The organism is Hydrogenibacillus schlegelii (assembly GCF_001653195.1).
In the GTDB taxonomy this organism is placed as follows: Bacteria; Bacillota; Bacilli; order Thermicanales; family DSM-22653; genus Hydrogenibacillus; species Hydrogenibacillus schlegelii.
This window is the reverse complement of sequence record NZ_JXBB01000012.1, coordinates 49,066-69,977: the sequence shown is the minus strand read 5'-3', so window position 1 is coordinate 69,977 and position 20,912 is coordinate 49,066. Positions and strand designations below refer to the sequence as shown.

Sequence of the window (20,912 nt, the reverse complement as noted above, 5' to 3'; positions counted from 1 at the left end):
CTCCCGCGCTGGCGCAGGTTTGTTTCCTTATCATCATATCCCGAAACGCGAACGAAGCAAAGAAACGGAAACGGAGAAAGGAGCGACGCCGTTGCCTCCGAGCGACCCCCGCTTCTCCGAAAGCGTTCATCCGCCGCACGTCGATCTTGCCCTCTATCGCGCCCTCCGCAACCGCCCCGTCGACCGGCGACACACCGCCTCGATCAAGTGGGAGCGGCACCTTCTCCCGCCGGGGACCCCGCCGCCGGAAGGCTGGATCGCCCTCTCGGTCGCCGACATGGACTTTCCGGCGCCGGCGGCCGTCGTCGAAGCGCTCCGCCGGCGGGTCGAGGAAGGCCTGTTCGGCTATACGTACGTCGGCGACGGCGCCACCCGAGCGGTCGTCGACTGGCTCCTTCGCCGGCACGGCTGGGCGGTCGACGAGCAGGCGCTCCTTTTTGCCCCCGGCGTCATCCCGGCGATCGCCCTCGCCATCGAAGCGCTCACGCCCCCCGGCACGCCGGTCGTCGTCTTCCCGCCGGTCTACGGCCCCTTTTACCGGGCGATCGAAGCCGCCCGACGGAAAGCGGTCGACGTGCCCCTCCTCAAAGAAGGGCCGGCGGAGGCCCCCCGCTACCGGATCGACGTCGACGCCCTCCGGTCGGCCCTCGATGAGACCGGCGCCCGGGCGATCCTCCTCTGCCACCCCCACAACCCCGGCGGCCGGGTCTTCACCCGGGACGAGCTCGCCGTCGTCGCCGGCCTCGCCGAACGCGCCGGCGCCGTCCTTCTGAGCGACGAAATTCACGCCGATCTCACCCATCCGCCGGCGACCTTCACCTCGCTCGCCGCCCTGCCGGAAGCCGCCGGGCGGACCGTCGCCTTCTGGTCGCCGGGGAAAACGTTCAACCTCCCCGGGCTCCGCATCGCCTACGCCGTCGTTTTGAATCCGGAACTTCGCACGGCCCTGCGAACGGCCCTCGAACGGCTTCACCTGCACCTGCCGAACGCCCTCGGCATCACCGCCCTGGAAGCGGCCTACCGCCACGGCGAGGGGTGGCTGGAAGCGGTCCTCGCCGTCATCCGGGAAAACATCGCCTTCGTCCGGGATGCCTTCGCCCGGGCGCTCCCGGAAGTCCGCGTCATGCCGCCGGAAGGGACGACCCTGGTCTGGATGGACCTCTCCGCCCTCCCGTACGACGAAAAAGAGCTCCGGCGGCGCATCGTCGACCGGGCCCGGGTCGGGGTGAACTTCGGCGGCGAATTCGGTCCCGGCGGTGCCGGCCACATCCGCCTCAACTTCGCCACCGCTCGGCCGGTGCTGGAAGAAGGCGTCGGCCGCCTGATCGAGACCCTCCGGCCGTAGGCCGCCCCGAAAAGGCCCCGTTCGACCGTCACCCGGCCGACCCGGCCATGCCGTCGTCCAACACGAACGCCGCGCCGGACGTTCCTTCGCGCGAACGGCGATCGCGTCCTCGCCGGCGAAACGTCTTTTGAGACGCTCGAAAGCCGACGCCGCATCGGAACCGGGGCGCCGTCGGCTCCAAACGCCGGGGCGACCCGGGAATGCGCCGAGCCCTCGGCCCCGATCCGAAACGCCGGGCCGAAGCCGAAACGCAAAGCGGGGCTCGAAGGATCCCCCTTCGAGCCCCGCCGCTTTTTCACCGCCCCCGCCGCCCCAACCGGCCCCGGTCGCCGGCGCCGGCCCGGCCGACCTCCGGGGTCCGCGCTCCGGGCGATCGGCCCGGAAGGATCGGCACGGTCGGCAAGGATCGGCGCGCCTTCCGGCGACGCGCTTTTACGCCGCCCGGTCCCGAAGCGCCTACCGCGGCAGCGTCACGCTCGCCTCGTCGTCGTAGTAGAGGTCGCGGTCCAGCTCGACCCGTCCGGTGTACCGCGGCGCCGGCGGGGCGACAAGCACCAGGCGGAAGACGGTGCTCCGGTAAAACGGAACATCCGGCTCCCGAACGGCGACCGGCGCTGCCTGCGCGACCGGATAGCCGAGGGCGACGATGTCCTCGAGCTCGTAATCCTGATACGCCGGCAGCGCGTCGGTGATGGCATACCCCATCTCGAGGATGCCCCGCTGGATGTCCCGCCACTTCGACCACGACGCCTCGAGGTAGGAAAGTCCGAAATAGCCGGCGCCGCCTTCTCGAAGCGCTTCCGTCGCCCGGCTCAAAAAGAGGAGAATCCCCGGGAGCGTCTCCACCGGATCGGTGAAAAAGACGTCAAACGCCCCCCGAAGCGCCGCCGGCAGCGGCTCTCGAACGTCGTACACCTCGGCCGAGACGTGATCCCAGCCTTCCTCCCGGGCGACCTCCCGGATGAACGCGACGACCCGCGCATCGACGTCCAGGACGTGAACCCGCCGCGGAAAGCCCGAAAGGGCGGCGGCGAGGCTCATCAGGTCATCGTCGCCGAGGAGGAGAAGATCCCGCCCCGCCAGATCCCCCCGCCGGGCGAGGAGCGAAAGCCTGAGGACGGCCGTCTCCGGCGTGACGACGCCCTGATCGAACTCCGGCGCCGCTTTTGGCCGCCGCTTGAGCCGTTCGCGAAACGCCTGAAGCACCCCGTCAAACGGCGGCTTCAGGCGTATCCCCCGTCCGCCGCACGCCTCGCACCCGGGATCGACCAGCCGATCGAGGGCGAGGGCTGAAAGCCGCGCCCGACCGGCCTCGGTAAGCACGAACCGGTCCTCCTTCGTCGCCACTTCCCCGGCGTCCAGGAGCGCGCGAAGCGCTCCTACGACGGCATCCGCCTGCGCCTCGCCGTCCCGGAGGACGCCCCAGTACGAGCGCTCCCCGTGCTGGAGCGCCCAAAGCAGGCGTTCCTCGATCCGGCGGGCGGCAAGCCGTGCTTCGGAACGCTGCACCGGCACCGCTCCTTTCCGTACGATGCTGGGCGCCCGTCCGGCCGCCGGGTTTTGATTGTATCGATTTCGAAGAGGCCTGTCAAACGTTCGTTTCGGAAAAAGCCGGGAGCGGGCCCGCCGTCGGGCTTCAACCGGCGCAGCACGAAAGCCGGCGCACGTCGACGTCGAAGGCGAGGGCGGCGAGCTTGAGCCCTTCGGCCATCGTGAGATACGGAAAAAGCGTCTCGCGAAGGTCCCGGACCGTAAGCCCGGCCCGAACGGCCAGCGTCGCGGCGGCGATCACCTCTCCGGCGTCCTCGGCGACGACGGAGGCGCCGAGAAGACGGCCCGTCGGCGCGTCGACGACGAGTTTGAAGACGCCGTCCGTCTCGCGGCCGACGATCGCCCGCGGCACCTGCCCGAGGTCGAGCGTCGCCGTCCGCACGGCCCGCCCCATCCGGCGGGCCTCCGCCTCCGTGAGCCCCACCCGGGCCAGCGCCGGCGACGTAAAGAGCACCCGCGGCACCGCCTCGAGCGCCGCCGTTCGCTCGCCGCCGAGGGCGTTTTCCGCCGCCACCGCCCCGGCGTGGGCGGCGACGTAGACGAACGGCGGCAGTCCCGTCACGTCGCCGGCCGCATAAATGTGCGGCGCGCTCGTCCGGAGGCGGGCATCGACGACGATCTCCCCCCGGGATCCGACGGCGACGCCGGCCCGCTCGAGCGAAAGCGCCTCGGTGTTCGGCCGGCGGCCGGTGGCGACGAGGAGGGCGTCCCCCTCGACGGCGAAGGGCTTTCCGTCTTTTTCCCCGAGCACCCGCGTCCGGCCGGCGGCCTCCTCCACCCGCCCGATCCGGGCGCCGAGCAAAAAGGCGATGCCTTTTTGCTCAAGGGCGCGAAGGAGCGCCGCCGACGCCTCCGGCTCCTCGGTCGGAAGGAGCCGCGTCCCCCGGCCGAGGACCGTCACGCGGGACCCGAGCAGACGGACGGTGAGACCGAGCTCGAGGGCGATCATCCCGCTGCCGATGACGATGAGGTGCTCCGGCGGGTGCCGGAGCGAAAGGAGCGTCTCGCCGGTCAAAAAGTCGACGGCCGCAAGCCCCGGGATCTCCGGCACCGCCGGACGGCGGCCGGTGGCGACGACATAGGCCCGGCCCCGGACCGGCCGCCCGTCGACTTCGAGCGTCGCCGCGTCCCGAAACCGCCCTTCGCCCCGCAGGAGGGTAAAACCGTAGAGGTCAATGAGCCGCTCGTATTTGTCCCGGCGGAGTTCGGCGACGAGGGCGTCCTTCGCCGCGATGAGCCGCGGCAGGTCGACGGCCCCGGCAGACGTCCCCAGGCCGTCATAAGGCGGGTGCTGGGCCCGGTCCCGCACCGTCCCCGCCCGAAGGAGCAGCTTCGACGGGATGCAGCCGACGTTCACGCACGTCCCGCCGACGACGCCCCGCTCGACCATCGCCACCCGCGCTCCGCGGCGGACGGCCTCGATGCCGGCGGCAAACGCCGCGGCCCCGGAGCCGACGAGGACGAGGTCGAAGGCGTCCGGATCGCGTTTCGGCGGGCGGACCCGCCGGGACTCAGGCCGGAGGGCCGGAGGGCCGTCCACGTTTGCCGGAACCGAACCGTCGCCTTCGTTCGCCGGCCGAACCCCGCCGTCGACCTCCGGCGACGCCGGTCGTTCGCCGGCATCCGCCGTCCGGCGGGCCGCCTCCCCCGGCGTATATCCGGCCGCCCGGACGGCCGAACGAACCCCCGCCAGCGACCCGCCGTCCGGGAGCGCAAACCGCACCTCGCCGTGGCGAACGTCGACGGCGAGCTCCCGGGCCTCCGCCGCTTCAAGCGTCCGAGCGACGGCCCTTTCGCCCCCTTTGCGCGACATCCCCCGAACCGCGAGGCGAAACACCGCATCCCGCTCCATGATCGATCCCTTCTTTCATCCGGCTTCCGGCAGCCTTTCGGCACTCGGTCCGTCCAAAGCATAAACCCTGGACCTAGGTCCAGGGTCAAGGGGGGGGGGGAGGGCGGGCCAAACGCCGGGCCATTGGGTCGGGCGCCGAGAAGCCGGGGCGCCGAGAAGCCGCTGCCGCCTCTTTCATCGCCCCCCGGCGGCGGTGAAACACCCGTAAAGCGCCGCTTTGAGGTCGTCCGGATCTTCAAGCCCGACCGAGAAGCGCAAAAGCCCCGGCGTCACGCCGGCCCGGAGCCGCTCCTCTTCCGGCAGGCGGCTGTGGGTCGTCGTCCACGGGTGGACGACGATCGTCCGGGCGTCCCCCAGATTGGCGGCCATCTTGAGCGGGCAGCGCCGAAGCACCGCCCGGGCGCCTTCGAGCCCGCCCTCGACGTCCACCGTAAGCATCGTCCCAAACGTCCGCATGTACCGCCGCGCCCGCCCGTGGGCCGGGTCGTCCGGAAGCCCCGGGTAGCGGACGGCCCGGACGCCCGGAAGCGTCCGGAGGTAAACCGCAAGCTCGGCCGCGGTCCGGCTCGCCCGCTCGATCCGGAGCCAGAGCGTCTCGAGACCGTAGAAGAGCGTATGGGCGTGATACGGCGAAAGCGTCATCCCGAGAAGCGAAAGCCCGAGCTGCCGGACCCGGGCCGCATACGCCTCCTCGCCGGAGACGTCCCCCGATGCGCGGCCGCCCGCTCCGGCCTCCCGGAGCGCCGGCACGTCCCGCCAGAGGTCGGCGCGCCGGACGAGAACGGCGCCGCCGAGGACCGTCCCGTGACCGGAGGCCCATTTGGTGAGGCTTTCGACGACGACGTGGGCCCCGAGCTCGAGCGGCCGGACGACGGCGCCGACCGCCCCGAACGTGTTGTCGACGACGAGGGGCACGCGATGCGCTTCCGCGACCTCCGCGAGCCCCTCAAAGTCCGGGAGCTCGAGGGCCGGGTTGGCGAGCGTCTCGACGAAAATCGCCCGCGTCCGCGCGCTGAGCGCCGCCGCGACCGCCTCCCGCTCCGGCGGAACGAGATGCACCCGGATGCCGAGGGGCGCGAACACCTGATGGAAAAGGCCGAGCGTCTGGCCGAACAGGCCGCGCCCGGCGACGAGCTCGTCGCCGGCCCGGAGGAGGGCCAAAAGCGCCGCCGCCGTCGCCGCCTGGCCCGAGGCGAAGGCGATCGCCCGGTCGGCCCCCTCCAGCGCCCGAAGGCGTTCCTCAAGGGCGGCGACGGTCGGGTTGTGGATCCGGCTGTACGTATACCCCTGGCCCGTTCGAAACCGCTCCGCCCCTTCGTCGAGGGAGGCAAAGCCGAAGGCGGCCGTCGCATAGATCGGCACGCCGATGGCGCCGTGGGGGTCGTCCGGAAGGCCGGCGTGCACCGCCAGCGTGGCGTAGTGCCTGTTTTCCATGGGGCTCTCCCTCCCCGCTTGCCCCGTCCTGCGCCCGGAGCGCCGCGCCCGTTCAAAACCGCCGTGCCCGGCGCCCGGCGATCCCGTCATCCGCCGAGCCCGACATCTTTCGATCGCGGCGCCGACCGAACCGCATCCCGCTCGGACGAACGAAACCCTTTTCCGACCCGAGCGGGCGCGCCGCCGGCCCGGCGGCCGCCGGTCGGAGCCTACGGAACCTCACCGCTCGCCGAGCTCCGCCCGAAGCCCCCGGGCCGCCGCCACCATGTTTTTGAGCGAGGCGATCGTCTCCGGAACGTCCCGCGTTTTGAGCCCGCAGTCGGGGTTGATCCAGAAGTTTTCCTTCGGAAGCACCCGGAGCGCCCGCCGGGCGAGGGCTTTCATTTCCTCGACGTCCGGCACCCGCGGCGAGTGGATGTCGTAGACGCCGAGGCCGATCTCTTTGTCGTACGTGTTTTCCTCGAACGCCTGGATGAGCTCGCCGTGGCTCCGGGACGTCTCGATCGAGATGACGTCGGCGTCGAGCGCCTTGATCGCGTCGATGATGTCGCCGAACTCGCTGTAGCACATGTGGGTGTGCACCTGCGTCTCCGGTCGGGCGCCGGCCGTCGCCAGGCGAAACGCCCGCACCGCCCAGTCGAGATACCGGTCCCGGTGCCGCCGCTTAAGCGGCAGCCCCTCCCGAAACGCCGGTTCGTCGACCTGTACCATGCGGATGCCCGCCGCCTCGAGCGCCTCGACTTCTTTCCGGAGCGCCCGGGCGATGGAATAGGCGATCGCCTCCGGCGGCACATCCTCCCGCGGATACGACCACTTGAGGATCGTCACCGGGCCGGTGAGCATGCCCTTGACCGGCTTTTCGGTGAGCGACTGGGCGTACGCCGTCTCCTCGACGGTGAGCGGCTCCCGGTAGACGATCTCGCCGTAGATGATCGGCGGCCGGACCGCCCGGGACCCGTACGACTGGACCCAGCCGTGCTCGGTGAAGGCGAAGCCGCCGAGCTTTTCCGCGAAATACTCGACCATGTCCGTCCGCTCGAATTCGCCGTGGACGAGGACGTCGAGGCCGAGCTCCTCCTGGATGCGGATCCACTCGGCGATCTTCGCCCGGATGAACGCTTTGTAGCCCTCGGCGTCGAGTTCGCCCTTCCGGAAGCGGGCCCGGGCCTCCCGGACGTCTTTCGTCTGCGGAAAGCTCCCGATCGTCGTCGTCGGAAAAAGCGGCAGGGAAAACCGCTCGGCGTGGATCTTTTTTCGAGCTTCAAAAGGAATCGCCCGCGTCGTCTCCTCCGCGGTGACCGCCTCCGGCGCCGGAAACGGATGGGCGGCAAAAAACCGCCGCCGGGCTTCCGCCGACGCCCGGTACGCCGCCTCCGCCTCGGCGTCCGGCGCATCGGCCCGGGCGAGGAGCCGGAGTTCCGCGAGCTTTTCGTCGGCAAAGGCGAGGACGTCCCGAAGCGCCGGGTCGAGCTTCGTCTCCCGCTCGAGGCTGATCGGGACGAAGAGGAGGCTCGTCGACGGCGAGAGGATCATCCGCTCGAACGGCACGACGGCGGCGAGTTCCCGGAGAAAGGCCGCCTGTGCTTCGAGGTCCGCCCGCCAGACGTTTCGCCCCGGGATCAGGCCGACGCCGAGGACCTTGTCCTCCGGAAAGCCGTGCCGGAGGACGCTTGCGCGGTTGTCCGCGAGGCCGTCGACGAAGTCGAGGCCGATCCCCGCCACCGGCAGCCGGACGACATCGGAATAATGCTCGACGGCCTCAAAATACGTCTGGAGCATGAGCTTCGCCGGTGCCGCCGCCTCGACGAGCGCCCCGTAGACCTCATGGAGGAGGGCGATGTCGCCGGCCGGCACGTCAAGGACGAGCGCCGGTTCGTCGATCTGGATCCACGCCGCCCCGGCCTCCGCCAGCGACCGGAGGAGCGCCCGGTACGCCGGGACGAACGCCCGGACGACCTCGGCGAACGCCGCTTCCGGATATCCTTTGCTCAGCCGGACGAACGTGTACGGCCCGACGACGACCGGCCGCGCCCGCTCCCCGACGACTTCCCGCGCCTCCCGGTACGCCTGAAGCGGCCGGTTGTCGGCGATCTCCGGCGCCCGGCCGGCGGCGACGGCGTCGAGCTCCGGGACGATGTAGTGGTAGTTCGTGTTGAACCACTTCGTCATCTCCGCCGCCGGCACCCGGTCGCTCCCCCGGGCGATGGCAAAATAAAGCTCCAGGGAGACCGGCCCGCCGGCGTAGCCGTACGCTTCCCGGAAGCGGGCCGGCACGAGGCCGAAGGTGACGGCGAGATCGAGCATCGGGTCGTAGTAGGTCAGGTCGCCCGCCGGCACCCACGTGAGGTCGAAGGCCGCCTGCCGCCGGAGGGCGTCGCGGTACACCGTCCGGATGGCGTCGTGAAGCTCCGTTTCGGTCAACTTCCCCTGCCAGTAGCGCTCGAGGGCCCGCTTCCACTCCCGGCGCGGGCCGAGGCGGGGGTAGCCGAGGTTCGCGGTCTGGATCATGGACGGAAGGTCACTCCTTTGCTGGCGGCGCGCCGACGCCTTCGGCACGCCCGATCGAGGTCAAACGCTTGGGGAAGGGCGCCGGGCGGCCATGCTCCGGCCGCCGGAAACGGGGCGGCCGCCGGCGAGGCGCCGGAGACCGGTCGGGCGCGGTGAAGCGCGGGAACGTCGGCGTTTGGCTACGGCCCGAGCTCCGGGGCAGCCTCGACGCCCACCGAAGCGCCGGGCCGCGTCGACGTCCCGCCCCCCGTCGAAACGTCGTCCGCCGGCGAGGCGCCGGTGGCCGGCCGCCGCGCCAAGACGAACCGGGCGAGGCGGGCGGTCGTCGACGCCCGGAGGTACGGGGTGATCAGGTAAAACCGCGTCCACCCGAGCTCGAACGCCCGCTCGATGAGCGCCTCGGCCTGCGCGAGGCCGGCTTCGATGGCCGCCTCGCCGGTATACGGCTCGAGGGCCCGGACGACGTCCGACGGGACGTTCATCCCCGGCACCCCGGCGAGGAAGCGGGCGCTGGCGGCGGAGATGAGCGGCATGATGCCGATGTAGAGCGTCCCGCGCCCGCCGAGGAGCGCCCGCGCCTCGAGGAGCCGCTCGAGGTCGGCCGGATCGAAGATCGGCTGTGTGAAGAAAAACCGGGCACCGCGGTCCGCCTTGGCGGCGAGCCGCCGGAGGTGCGGGCCGAGGGTGCGGCCGAGGTTGAGCGCCCCGCCGTAGCAAACGTCCAGCGGGCCCTCCAGCGGCCGGCCGAAAAAGTCGACGCCGGCCTGAAGCCCGCGGAACCGCTCCATGAGCCCGAGACTGTCCGTCTCGTAGACGGCCTTCCCGTCCGGATGATCGCCCAGCGCCAGCGCATCGCCGCTGATGAGGAGAAAATGCCGCACCCCGGCGGCGAACAGGCCGAGGACGGTCGACTGCTGGGCGAGGAGGTTCCGGTCCCGGCTGTTCAGATGGACGATCGGTGAAAGACCGAACGCCTGCCGGAGGAGCACCGCGGCGACGACGTTGGACAGCCGGGCGTGGGCGAGGGAGTTGTCGGCGATCGTGATGTGGGTCACCCCGGCCGCCTGAAGCCGCCGGGCCGCCTGCAAGTAGCGATCGAACGCCGGCGCCCGGGGCGGGTCGAGCTCCACGACCACCTCCGGCATGGCGCAGGAAGGATTGCGGTCGGACATCGCACACCGGTCCGGCCGACCCTGAAACCGGCGGCCGGATCGTCGGTCCACCTCCTTTCCCGAGCAAAGCCATAAAAAAACCCCTCTTCGATAAGAAGAGGGCAAAAAGAACGCACCCCCTTCTTATCTTTCGGCCGCCGGTGCGGCCGCAGGAGTTGGCACCTTTCCCGGGGCACACCGTGCGCCCGCAGGCGAGGAGGCCTCTCGGCTCCCCGCGCCGGGAAGGTTGCCGGGCTTCATCGGGCCAGTCCCTCCGCCGCTCTCGATAAGAAGGTGCCGCCGAACAAACGGGCGGCGCATCGATTCGGTTGTGCCCAGAGCTTCTGGCTCCGCGAATCTTGCGCCTATTGTACGGCTTCCGGGTGCCGCTGTCAAGCGGTACCGGCAGGGGTTTTCCCCCGTTCGACGGCACCGCTCGGGGGTCCCGGCGGCCCCGGCGCCGGCCGCTCACGCGCTTCGACCGTCGGCTTCGGATTCGCCGCTTTCACGGCCGGCGCAAAGAGCCTCCGCCCCGTCGGCGCCCGCCCCGTCGGCTTTCGTCCGGTCGCCGGCCCGCTCCCCCCGCACCACGGAAACGCCGGCCGTCCGCTCGAGGGGACGGATGAGGGCGGCGACGTCCTCGCCGCCGTGTCCTTCCGCCATCGCCCGAACGAGGTGCGCCTGCGCCTGGGCGCCGAGGGCGAGGGGCACGTCCATCGCCTCGGCAAACTGGAGCGCCAGACGGACGTCCTTGTGCAGGAGCGCGATGCTGAACCGAGGGGCAAAATCCCGATCCTGGATGAGATCGATCGTCCGGTCGATCATGAAGCTGTGGCCGGTGCTCGCCTTGAGGACGGCGTGAAGGACCGCCGGATCCACGCCTGCCTTTGCGCCGAGGACGAACGCCTCCGACAGGGCGACGGTGTGCACGGCGACGAGGAGGTTGTTGATGAGCTTGACGGCGCTACCCTTGCCGGGGCCGCCGAGATGGACGATCATCCGGCCGAACGCCGCGAGGACCGGCCGAACCCGCTCGAAGGCTTCGGCGTCGCCGCCGACCATGATCGTAAGCGTCCCCGCCTCGGCGCCCATCGGCCCGCCGGAGACCGGCGCATCGAGAAAAAAGACGCCGAGCTCCTTCGCCCGCCCGTAAAACGCTTCGGCGTGGGCCGGCGCGATCGTGCTGAGGTCGACCCAGATCTGCCCCGGCCGGGCCCCTTCGCGGACGCCGCCCGGCCCAAAGTAGACCGTCTCGACCGTCTCCGGGTACGGAAGCGACGTCATGACGACATCGGCGGCCCCGCCGACCGCCGCCGGGGAGTCCGCCGCCACCGCCCCCTGAGAGACGGCCCATTCGACGGCTCCCCGGGACCGGTTGTGAACGACGACAGCGTACCCCGCCCTGAGCAGGCGGGCGACGATCGGCCGGCCCATCGTGCCGAGCCCGATGAACCCGATCCGCATGCTCCCACCTCGGCGCCTTTTTTCGCGGACACGGAACTTTTTTGCGAACACAACAAACGAACCCAAAGAGACCCGAACGGGACAAAAAACGCGCGCCCGCTTCCGCCGCCCTCTTTTTGTACGCGGCGGCTCTCCGTTCGGCGCGCGGTCAGACCTCGTAGAGGAGCATCTCCCGCCGGAGCTTCTTGAGCCGTTCCTTGCTCGCCCGGATGCCCGCCGCATCGCCGGCGGCAAGGGCTTCCCGTAGGCGGTCGAGCTCGGCGTCGATCGCTTCCCGGAGCTTCGGGATCCGGTTTTCGATCTCGCTCAGCAGGAACATCTGCATGACCTTTTCCATCGTGACCGTCTCTTTCTTGTCCAGAAGCACCTTCCGCTGATTGCCGGACACTTCGGTGATGCGGACGACCTCGCCGTACTGGACGTGATGGATGTAGAGGGTGTCGGACCGATACAGCTTGATCGTCGCGTGGCCTTTATATCGAACGACAAAGTCACGAAAGATTTCGGCAATCACAGGGTCATGAAACGTCAACCGCCGATTGAGGAGCTTGTACCCGTCTTCCCGGAGGCGGAATTCGAGGGTGATGTTTTCCGCTCCGCCCAGGCGGATGATCTGCGACGTCTCGCTCCGTTCCGCGGTATAGGCGACGCCGCGCGCGCTCAGATCCCGGAGGAGTTCCTCCATCTGCTCCTCCGTGCAAAAAAGGTCCACGTCGGAGACTTCGAGCATGTACGCCAGCACCCCGTTCGCCCCCCTTCTCCCGTCTTGGATGCCGGCAACCGCCGGCCGGACCGGACCGGCGGGCCCGCCGAATCACCGCTTCCAGCGGCGGAGCGGAAGGATTCCCAATTTCTGGAAATCCGTTCAGGGAATTCTTACGATTGGAGTACATCTATCTTACTATGCTCGGCGCGGGATTGCAAGGGGAATTTGCGGCAGCCCGGCCGTTGTGATACGGTGTCGATACGGCGAACCGTTCGCCCGCCGGACGGCGCCGGCCGACCCGCCGGCCGGCAGGAAGGCACCTGGCGATCCGCCGGCCGGTCGGTCGAAGGAAACAGAAAGGACCCGCCCTGCTCGATCGTTCGAAGGCACCGGGCGCCCCGCGCCGAACGGCGCCCGGACCGGCAGAGGGGGCGGTCGCAGGCGAATGTTTCTGCGAAAGGAGGACCAACATGTCGGAGCACCCCGCGGGCGTCCGCCCCGCCCTCGACGCCAAGGCCTTCGATGCCCTCCTGGTTCCGGGCCTTGAAGCCCGCATGGCGGCCATCGAACGGGACATCCGGCCGATCTTTCGCGCCTTCGCGGAAGCGGTGGCGCCGATGCTCGCCGCCGGCGCCGGCGAGCCGATGCACGTCCACATCGCCAAGCACGCCCGCCGGACGGTCAACCCGCCGAACGACACGTGGGTCGCCTTCTCTTCCGACCCCCGGGGGTACAAAAAGCTTCTTCACTTTCAGTTCGGCCTCTGGCCGACCCACGCGTTTTTCTGGCTCGCCGCCATCTATGAAAGCCCTTTCAAACCGGCATGGGCCAGGCGCTGGCTGGAGGCGCTGGACGATGTCGTCCGCCTCGTGCCGGGGGATTTCGTCTGGTCTTTCGACCACACGGCGCCGGACGTCGTCCGCCACGACGCCCTCGGAGCGGAAGAGCTCGAACAGGCCTTCCGGCGGGCCATGACGGTGAAAAAAGCCGAGCTCCTCGTCGGCCGCATCCTTCCCCGGGAAAAGGCGGAGGGGGCGGACCTCGTCGCCTTTGCGGAGGCGACGGCCAGACCGCTTTTTCGCCTCTACCGGATCGCCCTGAGCATCGACGCCCCCCGCTCCGGGTAAGCCCCCGTTCCGGCGGACGGAGGAGGCATCGCGGCGGGGGAGCGCCCTCGCGGCACGGCGCCCGGATGGACGGCGGCCCGGCCGGAGGGCGTTCCGGCGGCCCGATACGGCGGACGGCGGCCCGGCCGGAGGGCGTTCCGGCGGCCCGATACGGCGGACGGCGGCCCGGCCGGAGGGCGTTCCGGCGGCCCGATACGGCGGACGGCGTCCCGGCCGCGACGCGCCCCGGCGGACCGCTTCGGCCGCCGGGCGCACGGCTCCGCTACGGCTTCGGCCGCCGGACGTCGGCGCCGCCGGCGCCTTTTGAGAGCGCTTTCGTCGTTTGGGCGCAATATTCGAGGATCTCTTTCCGGCGGACGATCCCGATGAAGACGCCCCGTTCGTCGACGACGGGGACGAAGTTTTGTTCGATCGCCAGGCTGATGAGGTCGTCCATCGTCGCGTCGATCCGGACCGGCTGGTGCCGCTTCACCTGCGGGATGTCCTCGATGCGAACCGTGTGGGCGTTGTCAAACGAAAGCCCCGGCGTCCGCTTCAGCATGAAGAGGAGGTCGCCCTCGGTGATCGTCCCGACGTAGCGGCCGTCGGCGTCGACGATCGGGAGCGCGTTGTACCGGTGGTGCTCCATCCGCTCCAGAGCTTGTCGCATCGTCGTCCGGGGGGTGACGTACACGACTTCTTCCTTCGGCAAAAGGAAGAACGCGATGTTCATCGATCGCCATCCTTTCTCGGAGCGTTCCCCGTCCACCGTGCGGCAAGCGGCGAGCCGATTCCATTATATCACCTTTTTCGGCGGGTCAAGCTTTGCTATACTGAGGGTCGTTTGATGCCGCAGAGGAAGAGGGGGTGCCCATGGGCACAGAGGATCGGCAGCGGCTCGCGCCGCTTTTCGACGGCCTCGTCGCCCACGTCGAACGGGGCCGCTATCCGTTTCACATTCCGGGACACAAAGGCGGCCGGGGCGCCGATCCGGCGTTTCGGGCGTGGATCGGCGAGCGGGCGTTTTGGCTCGACCTCATCAACATCGCCCCCCTCGACGACCTGCACGCGCCGCGGGGGATCATCCGGGACGCCGAGCGCCTCGCGGCGGAGGCGTTTGGGGCGGAACACGCCTTTTTCTCCGTTCAGGGGACGTCGACGGCGATCATGGCCATGGTGCTTGCCGCCGTCGGCCCCGGGGAGAAAATCATCGTCCCCCGCAACGTCCACAAGTCGGTCCTCTCGGCGATCATCCTCGCCGGCGCCGTGCCGATCTTCATCTACCCGGAGATGGATCAGGCGTTCGGCATCGCCCACGGCATCAGCCCCGACGCCGTCGAACGGGCCCTCGAGGCGCACCCGGACGCCCGGGCGGTGTTCGTCGTCCACCCGACGTACTACGGCGTCGCCCTCGATCTCCCGGCGATCGTCGCCACCTGCCACCGCCGCGGCGTGCCGGTCCTCGTCGACGAAGCCCACGGGGCGCACTTTTCCTTCCACCCGAAGCTTCCGCCGTCGGCGATGGAAAGCGGCGCCGACGCCGCAGCGACGAGCGTGCACAAGCTCGGCGGGTCGCTCACGCAAAGCTCGCTGCTCCTTCACCAGGGGCGTCGGATTGCGCCGGAGCGGCTCCGGGTGACGCTGTCGCTCCTGATGACGACGTCGACGTCGTACCTCCTCCTCGCCTCCCTGGACACCGCCCGGCGGCAACTCGCCGTCGCCGGCGAGGCGCGCCTTCAGGCGGCGATCGAGCGGGCGGAGACCGTCCGGCGGGCCGTCCGGACCATCCCCGGCCTTCGGACGCTGGAGGCGGACGATCTCCCGCCGGGGACCCTCGGCCTCGATCCGCTGAAGCTCACCGTCCACGTCGCCGGCCTCGGCCTCTCCGGCGCCGATGTCGAGGAATGGATGCGGGCGGAAGGCGGCATCGAAGTGGAACTTTCGGACCTGTACAACGTGCTCTTTTTATTCTCCCTCGCCGACGGCGACGACGCCGTCCGCCGGCTGAAGGACGCCCTTCGGCGGCTTTCGGAAGCCCACCGGCAAAACGGCGCCCGGAAGCCGAAACCGATCCTCCTTCCCGAGATGCCGGCCCTCGCCCTTTCGCCTCGGGACGCCTTCTACGCCGAGACGGAGCGGGTGCCCCTGGAGGAGGCGGCCGACCGGATCATGGCCGAGTTCATCCTCGTCTATCCGCCGGGGATCCCGGTCGTCATGCCGGGGGAAATCCTCACGCAAGACAACATCGACTACATCCGGGCCAACCTCGCCGAAGGCCTGCCGGTCCTCGGCCCGGAGGACGCGACGCTCCGCACCGTTCGGGTGATCAAGGAGCGGACGCCGCTTCGCTGAAGGCGCCGCTTTGGCGGCGCCGTCGCCATGAGGCCCGCCTGTCCGGCGCCGCCCGCCGTCGGGCCGGCATCCGGCGCGGCGCTCCGCCAGGCCCCGCATCGGGCAGGCCAACGGCGACAGAAAACGCCGCCCTTTCGGGCGGCGTTTTGCGGATCGGCCCCTGAGGGCGCCCTTTCAACCCCATATGGGCTTCCGCCGAAGCCGGGCGGCCCGGCGTCAGCGCTCCACAAGCCGAACGGCCGCCGGACGCCCGGCGGCCTTCTCGACGCCGCAGACGGAGCAAAAGCCGTCCGGCCGCACGTAGCGGACGATGACTTTATGCGACGCAAAATGACCGACGACCCGGCCGCATGACCGGCAGACGTACTGCCCCACGGTGTTCCCCCACCCCCAATGTGTTATCCTCATCGGGCTGAATGCGCTTTATCGGTTATCCTGATTGTATCTTGAGCCGCCTCAAGCGGTCAACGGCAAAAAATGGATCGTCCCCGAGCCACCCCGGCCCCCGCAAGCGGCGCCATCGCCGTCCTCCTTCCGATCGTCTTTGGCTCTCCCGACGACCTTATGATACAATGGGGAATGATCTCCGCGAAGGAAGGCCGAGGGCGATGGCGAAGTTTCTTGGCCTCTGCCGAAACAATGCCGCCTACCGGGCGCTCGACGACGTTCGGGCGCTGGCCGAAGCGGCCGGGCTCACGGTCGTCGTCGCCAACTGCCAGAATCGCTGCGCCTTTTGCGATGTGACGCCGTACGCCCTCCTCGGCCGGGAAGTCATCTTCGGCGACGACGTCGACGAATTCCTGGCCGAGCTGGAAGCGGCGCTCGCCGAGCGGTGCGCCGCCTGCCCCGAGGCGTCCGCCCGCTGACGGCCGCCGTCCGTCCCCCCGCCCGGCGATCCGACCGCCGGCGCCGAACCGGCGCCTTCCCGCGGCCATCCGCCGCGACCCGGAAGAAAGGAGTGGCCCGATGCCGAAAAGCGCATTCGTCCGCTGGACCCCGAAGGGCGACGAGACGGTCGACCTCGCCACCCTGAAGGCGGCCCTCGAAGCCTACCGGGAAAAGCTCGCCAAAACCGGCGAACAGCTCGGATGGGACTACGCCCATTACGCCTTCCCGTACCGGATCGAAGAAAAAGAAAAAGACGGCCTCCCGTACCTCGAACTCGTCGGCCACGATCCGGTGATGTACCGGCGCCTCCTCATGACGGCCCAAACGGTCGACGGGATCGGCGTCGTCCAGATCACCCTGCCCGACGACGCCACCCAGGGCGATAGCAACAAGGCCAACGAGCTCGCCCGCTACCTGGCCAGACATTACCAGGCCGAACTCCTCCTCTTCAACGGTCGCGTCCAGTACTTCACGGTCGGGAAAAAGTAAAAAACGCCGCCTCGGCGGCGTTTTTCTCTTCTTTTTCTTCCGCGGAACGGTTCTTCTTCTTCTGCGGAACGGTTCTTCCGCGGGGCGGCTCACCCGCCCGGAGCCGGCGGATTTTGTTTCCGGACCGACCCCTCGACCTAACGCGTGGCCACGATCGTCTTTTCGCCGACCGTCACGTAGCGGTCGCCGGTCGCTTTCCCTTTGACCTGAAGCTGCAGCCGGTAGCTTCCGGGATCGCCGAAACGCGCGTTTTTCACCTCGAAGACGATCCAGCCTCCCCGCTCCGGCAGGCGCACCGTTCCCGGCACGACGGCGAACTCGCCGGCCGCCGTCCGCCCCGGCGCGCTCGCGACGAGGCGGAAGTCCATGTTCGCCTCCGGCAAGTTGTTCACCTCGGCGTAGACGAAAAACCGCTCCAGCCGCTCGCCGGCCTTGACGAGGGAAAAGGGGCCGTAGAGGCTGAGCGCTCCCTGATCGTTTTTGCCGGCGTAGCTGAGCGCCAGGAGCGAGACTTCCGGCTTGATGAAACGGGCCTCTTTCGTCGCCGGATCCCAGTCAAAAATGACGCCGAGGAAGGCGGCGAGCTGCTGCAGCGCGTACCGGGCCTGGCCGCCGAAACTGGCGATAAAGGCGCTCGAACCGGATTTGGCGTCGTAGACCGTCTCGTCATTGACCCGGATGCGCGAGACGTCGATCTCGCCGGCGGCCGACGCCGGGCCCGGCCGGAAAGACGCCGCCAAAACGACGATGCCGAGGGCGACGATCCCCCGGCGAAAGCCCCGGGACCAGGACGACCGCGAGCGTTCCGGCGCGCCCGCTTCAAACCGTGTTTGCCTCGGGTTCACTTCATCCGCCTCCACCGTGTTCCGTCTGTCCGTTGTACGCTCTTTCTCCGAAAAAAGTTGTGCTTGCCAGGGAGGCGGACGGATGAAATTTCGCGTGCGACTGTTTTCGGCACCGGACGATCGCCATTCCGCCGAGCGGGCGGCGGTCCTATTCATCCGCCGGCGCGTCTTCATCGAAGAACAGGGCGTGCCGGAAGCCCTCGAGATCGACGTCCACGACGACGAGCCGTCGACCGTCTATGCGCTCCTCACCGAGGCCGCCACCGGCCGGCCCCTCGGCTGCCTCCGCCTTCGGCCGTACGGCGACCGGACGGTGAAGGTCGAGCGGGTCGCCGTCCTCAAGGAGGCGCGACAAAACGGCGCCGGCCGGGCCCTCATGAACGCCGCCGAAGCGTGGGCCAGAGAAAACGGGCACGTCCGGGCGTACCTGCACGCCCAAGGACCCGTCGTCGGCTTTTACGAAACGCTCGGCTACCGGCCGGTCGGCGCGCCGTTCGTCGAAGCCGGCATCCCCCACCAGGCGATGGAAAAGGCCCTCGTCGAGGCCGTCCGGGATCGCCGACTCGACCTCCCCGATCCCCCGCGGGGTCCTAAAGCCCCATGACGTGATACCCGGCGTCGACGTGAATCACCTCGCCGGTGACCGCCCGGGAGAGGTCGCTCAGAAGAAACACGGCGACGCCGGCCACGTCCTCAAGCGTGATGTTCCGGCGAAGCGGCGCCCGTTCCTCGATCACCTTGAGGATGGCGCTGAAGCCGCTCACTCCCCGGGCGGAGACGGTCCGGATCGGGCCGGCGGAGATGGCGTTGACCCGGATGCCGTCTTTGCCGAGGTCATAGGCGAGATAACGGACGCTCGCCTCGAGGGCCGCCTTCGCCACGCCCATGACGTTGTAGTTCGGCACGACCCGCTCGCTCCCGAGGTACGTGAGCGTCACGATGCTCCCGCCGTCCGGCATGAGCGGCCGGAGCGCCCGGCTGACCGCGACGAGGGAATAAACGCTCACCTCGTGGGCCAGGCGAAACCCTTCCCGTCCCGTGGCGATGAACTCGCCGGCCAGCTCCTCCGGCCGGGCGAGCGCCACCGAATGGACGAGGCCGTGGACGGTGACGCCTTCTTTTTGCAAAAACGCGGCGAGGCCGTCGATCGCCTCGTCCCGCTCGACGTCGAGCTCGATGACGAGGGCGTCCTGGCGCGTGAGTCCCGTAAGGAGCGCCTCGATGTTTTTCCGCCGCCGCGGGCTCCGGATCGTAAAGACGAGACGCGCTCCCTCCCGATCGAGGGCCCGGGCGATGCCCCAGGCGATCGACCGCTCGTTGGCGACGCCCATGACGACGTATGTACGGTCTTGTAAAAGCCCCACGCCTCTCCCCCCGCCTGGCCGCGGCTTTGCCGGGCCGTTTTCGATCCTTGGCCGAGTATAACAAAAGCCGCCGAACGGCGGCAAGGCAGGGGCTTCCGCCGACGACGGCGCAGTCGTCATCCCTTCGTGTGTCCGAGGCGGCGCTCCTTCGGGAGCGAGTAGGAGTCGATGCCGGTGATGACGTACTCGACCTCCCGGTTGCTCCGGTGGTAGTGGCGCGTGCAGGCCATGATCGCGTGGTAGAGGGCGAAAGGGAACGATACCCCTTCCATCCGAACCTCTTCCACGATGTCCTCCGGCGCATACCGCGGCGCGATCGTAAAGAGATGCGCGAGGGGCGTGCGGCGGGTCGCGACGACGTAGCCGATGTCCTTCAAAAATTCCCCCAGGTCAAAAATGCCCGCTTCATCGTAGTCCTTCACGAACGGCGAGCGGTAAAGAAGCCCCCACAGGTCGGCCAGAGACAGCGTCTCCCAGCGCTTCGGCTTCGGCATGCCGACGATGGCGCCGTCGTCGTAAACGAAGTAGATCCCCCGGCGATAGTGGAAGATCGCCTCGTCTTCCCCCAGCCGGTCGACGAACAAAAAATTCGATGCCGGGATGAGGTACTGGAGGAGCTTGACGGTCGAGTACTCATGCCACACATCCATCCCTCCACCCCACCGCGCGACCGGCCGCGCTCTTTTTACCCCTACGCCGGGGGCATCCCCTCCGCCTGGACGGTCGACCGATGGCGAAGGCCCGTTTTGAGGCCGCTTCCCGCTTCGCATCGGGTGGATCCGGGTTGAACCCCGATCGAGGCCGGCGTTCGGCCACGCCCGCCTCAAGCTTCGTCCTCTTCCACCGGGATCGACCGGCCCCGCCGGCCGCCGTCCAGCCCGCCGCCGCTTGCGCCGGTTTCGTTTCGCCCGCCTTTGAGCATCGTCTGCAGCCGTTCGAGGGCTTTCGGGGCAAAGTCGATCAGCCGGTCGTAGAGGTGGACCTGCGGGTCGAGGGGGATAAAGCGGACGTCGGATCGACCGACGACGAGAAACCCGACCGGCTGGATGCTCACCCCGCCGCCGGAGCCGCCGCCGAACGGAAAGGCCGCATCCTGGCCGCCGGTGCCCGGGTCGTATTCGGTGCCGCCGGCGACAAAACCGAACCCGACCTTGCTGATCGGAAGCACCGTGCTCCCGTCCGGCGTGACGACCGGCTCGCCGATGATCGTCGAGACGTCGACCATGCCCTTTAAGTTTTCCAGCGCCTTCGCCATCAGGCCTTCAAGGGGATGCGCGCTGTCCATGCATGTCCCGCCTTCCTCGTCCGTCGAACGCGATCTTCAGGGCCGCGAGCATAGCTTCGCCGAGGCGAACCCGGGCTATGCACTCGACCTCCGTGGTAAAGATCGGCGCCTGAAACGCCGGCCGGACGCGGAGGCGCGGCGCCGCCTCGAGCCGGACCAGGCGGTGCAGCCCGACCCACGCGGCGGCTTTCAGCTGATACAGGGCGGCGGCGGCGAGGGCCGTCTCGGCGGCATCGCCGGTGCCGACGACCGTCGACCAGCGGAACGCCGTCACCCGGACGGCCCGAAGCGCCGGGCGAAGCCGGCACCCAAGCCCCCGGTACGCCTTCAGCCGTTCCCCGAGCGACCGGCGATCGGCCGGATCGCCTCCCCGCCCGCCGACCGGCGCCCCGGCCCGCCGCCACGTGAGGCGACCGCCGAACAGACGGATTTCCGCCGCGCCGCGAAAAGCGCCGCCGGTCGGCCATACCGCCTGAAGCCGGATCTCGATCGTCATCCGCCAGAGCCCGATGCCGATGAGAAAAAGGAGGAACAGACCGACGCCGAGCCCCCCGATTCCGCCTGCCAAATCG

The 20,912-nt window shown here is 69.4% G+C and carries 20 protein-coding genes and 1 riboswitch; of the genes, 6 read left to right on the top strand and 14 right to left on the bottom strand.

Going from position 1 to position 20,912, the window contains the following annotated elements:
* Positions 1–91: 91 nt before the first annotated feature.
* Positions 92–1,345, top strand: coding sequence for a MalY/PatB family protein (locus tag SA87_RS04610; RefSeq protein WP_169816908.1), 1,254 nt, complete (start codon positions 92–94; stop codon positions 1,343–1,345).
* Between the two features lie 456 nt (positions 1,346–1,801).
* Here the strand turns inward: SA87_RS04610 and SA87_RS04605 are convergent, their stop codons facing one another.
* From SA87_RS04605 to SA87_RS04575, 7 genes are all read right to left on the bottom strand, one after another.
* Positions 1,802–2,854: a bis-aminopropyl spermidine synthase family protein gene (locus SA87_RS04605; protein ID WP_066199839.1), complete on the bottom strand. Its 1,053-nt coding sequence runs from the start codon at positions 2,852–2,854 to the stop codon at positions 1,802–1,804.
* A gap of 127 nt (positions 2,855–2,981) precedes the next feature.
* Complete coding sequence (merA, locus tag SA87_RS04600) at positions 2,982–4,748, bottom strand: mercury(II) reductase (protein WP_066199836.1); 1,767 nt, start codon at positions 4,746–4,748, stop codon at positions 2,982–2,984.
* Positions 4,749–4,922: 174 nt separating this feature from the next.
* The gene (locus SA87_RS04595) at positions 4,923–6,182 is read right to left on the bottom strand and encodes an aminotransferase class I/II-fold pyridoxal phosphate-dependent enzyme (RefSeq protein ID WP_066199833.1); all 1,260 of its coding nucleotides are present in this window, start codon (positions 6,180–6,182) and stop codon (positions 4,923–4,925) included.
* 219 nt (positions 6,183–6,401) lie between these two features.
* Positions 6,402–8,690, bottom strand: a complete 2,289-nt coding sequence (metE, locus tag SA87_RS04590) for a 5-methyltetrahydropteroyltriglutamate--homocysteine S-methyltransferase (RefSeq protein WP_066199827.1) — start codon at positions 8,688–8,690, stop codon at positions 6,402–6,404.
* A gap of 179 nt (positions 8,691–8,869) precedes the next feature.
* On the bottom strand, positions 8,870–9,835 hold the full coding sequence (locus SA87_RS04585; RefSeq protein WP_169816907.1) for a methylenetetrahydrofolate reductase: 966 nt from the start codon (positions 9,833–9,835) through the stop codon (positions 8,870–8,872).
* A gap of 147 nt (positions 9,836–9,982) precedes the next feature.
* Positions 9,983–10,134: riboswitch (SAM riboswitch) on the bottom strand.
* Positions 10,135–10,309: 175 nt separating this feature from the next.
* On the bottom strand, positions 10,310–11,305 hold the full coding sequence (locus SA87_RS04580) for an NAD(P)-dependent oxidoreductase (RefSeq protein ID WP_066199821.1): 996 nt from the start codon (positions 11,303–11,305) through the stop codon (positions 10,310–10,312).
* 148 nt (positions 11,306–11,453) lie between these two features.
* Positions 11,454–12,047, bottom strand: coding sequence for a hypothetical protein (locus tag SA87_RS04575; protein WP_066199816.1), 594 nt, complete (start codon positions 12,045–12,047; stop codon positions 11,454–11,456).
* Between the two features lie 434 nt (positions 12,048–12,481).
* Here SA87_RS04575 and SA87_RS04570 point away from each other — a divergent pair, with 434 nt between their 5' ends.
* Positions 12,482–13,138 carry a DUF1054 domain-containing protein gene (locus SA87_RS04570; protein ID WP_066199814.1) on the top strand — a complete coding sequence of 219 codons (657 nt, stop codon included), beginning with the start codon at positions 12,482–12,484 and terminating at the stop codon, positions 13,136–13,138.
* Between the two features lie 262 nt (positions 13,139–13,400).
* Here SA87_RS04570 and SA87_RS04565 read toward each other — a convergent pair whose 3' ends face one another.
* Positions 13,401–13,850 (bottom strand): CBS domain-containing protein, encoded by a 450-nt coding sequence (locus SA87_RS04565; RefSeq protein ID WP_066199812.1) that lies wholly within the window; start codon positions 13,848–13,850, stop codon positions 13,401–13,403.
* Between the two features lie 140 nt (positions 13,851–13,990).
* Between SA87_RS04565 and SA87_RS04560 the strand changes: the two genes are divergently transcribed.
* A complete protein-coding gene (locus tag SA87_RS04560) occupies positions 13,991–15,469 on the top strand; it encodes an aminotransferase class I/II-fold pyridoxal phosphate-dependent enzyme (protein ID WP_066199808.1) in 1,479 nt (492 codons plus the stop codon).
* 216 nt (positions 15,470–15,685) lie between these two features.
* Here SA87_RS04560 and SA87_RS13095 read toward each other — a convergent pair whose 3' ends face one another.
* Entirely contained in the window at positions 15,686–15,877 is a 192-nt protein-coding gene (locus SA87_RS13095) for a hypothetical protein (protein ID WP_156423540.1), read from the bottom strand.
* 200 nt (positions 15,878–16,077) lie between these two features.
* On the opposite strand from SA87_RS13095, the gene SA87_RS13465 reads away from it, so the two are divergent.
* The gene (locus SA87_RS13465; RefSeq protein WP_066199804.1) at positions 16,078–16,335 is read left to right on the top strand and encodes a DUF1450 domain-containing protein; all 258 of its coding nucleotides are present in this window, start codon (positions 16,078–16,080) and stop codon (positions 16,333–16,335) included.
* A gap of 100 nt (positions 16,336–16,435) precedes the next feature.
* Positions 16,436–16,846, top strand: coding sequence for a DUF1885 family protein (locus SA87_RS04550; RefSeq protein ID WP_066199801.1), 411 nt, complete (start codon positions 16,436–16,438; stop codon positions 16,844–16,846).
* Between the two features lie 137 nt (positions 16,847–16,983).
* Here the strand turns inward: SA87_RS04550 and SA87_RS04545 are convergent, their stop codons facing one another.
* Positions 16,984–17,706, bottom strand: coding sequence for a hypothetical protein (locus SA87_RS04545; RefSeq protein WP_066199795.1), 723 nt, complete (start codon positions 17,704–17,706; stop codon positions 16,984–16,986).
* Between the two features lie 67 nt (positions 17,707–17,773).
* Here SA87_RS04545 and SA87_RS04540 point away from each other — a divergent pair, with 67 nt between their 5' ends.
* Positions 17,774–18,295, top strand: a complete 522-nt coding sequence (locus tag SA87_RS04540; RefSeq protein WP_082718280.1) for a GNAT family N-acetyltransferase — start codon at positions 17,774–17,776, stop codon at positions 18,293–18,295.
* Here SA87_RS04540 and SA87_RS04535 read toward each other — a convergent pair.
* The 4 genes from SA87_RS04535 to SA87_RS04520 form a co-directional block, all read right to left on the bottom strand.
* The gene (locus SA87_RS04535) at positions 18,282–19,022 is read right to left on the bottom strand and encodes an enoyl-ACP reductase FabI (protein ID WP_066200248.1); all 741 of its coding nucleotides are present in this window, start codon (positions 19,020–19,022) and stop codon (positions 18,282–18,284) included. The two genes, SA87_RS04540 and SA87_RS04535, sit on opposite strands and share 14 nt — an antisense overlap.
* A 149-nt stretch (positions 19,023–19,171) precedes the next feature.
* Positions 19,172–19,705 (bottom strand): hypothetical protein, encoded by a 534-nt coding sequence (locus SA87_RS04530; RefSeq protein WP_066199792.1) that lies wholly within the window; start codon positions 19,703–19,705, stop codon positions 19,172–19,174.
* A gap of 173 nt (positions 19,706–19,878) precedes the next feature.
* Positions 19,879–20,340 carry a GerW family sporulation protein gene (gene ytfJ, locus SA87_RS04525; RefSeq protein ID WP_066199789.1) on the bottom strand — a complete coding sequence of 154 codons (462 nt, stop codon included), beginning with the start codon at positions 20,338–20,340 and terminating at the stop codon, positions 19,879–19,881.
* Positions 20,318–20,908 (bottom strand): DUF2953 domain-containing protein, encoded by a 591-nt coding sequence (locus SA87_RS04520; RefSeq protein WP_066199786.1) that lies wholly within the window; start codon positions 20,906–20,908, stop codon positions 20,318–20,320. Before SA87_RS04520 ends, ytfJ begins: the two co-directional genes overlap by 23 nt.
* Positions 20,909–20,912: the final 4 nt, after the last annotated feature.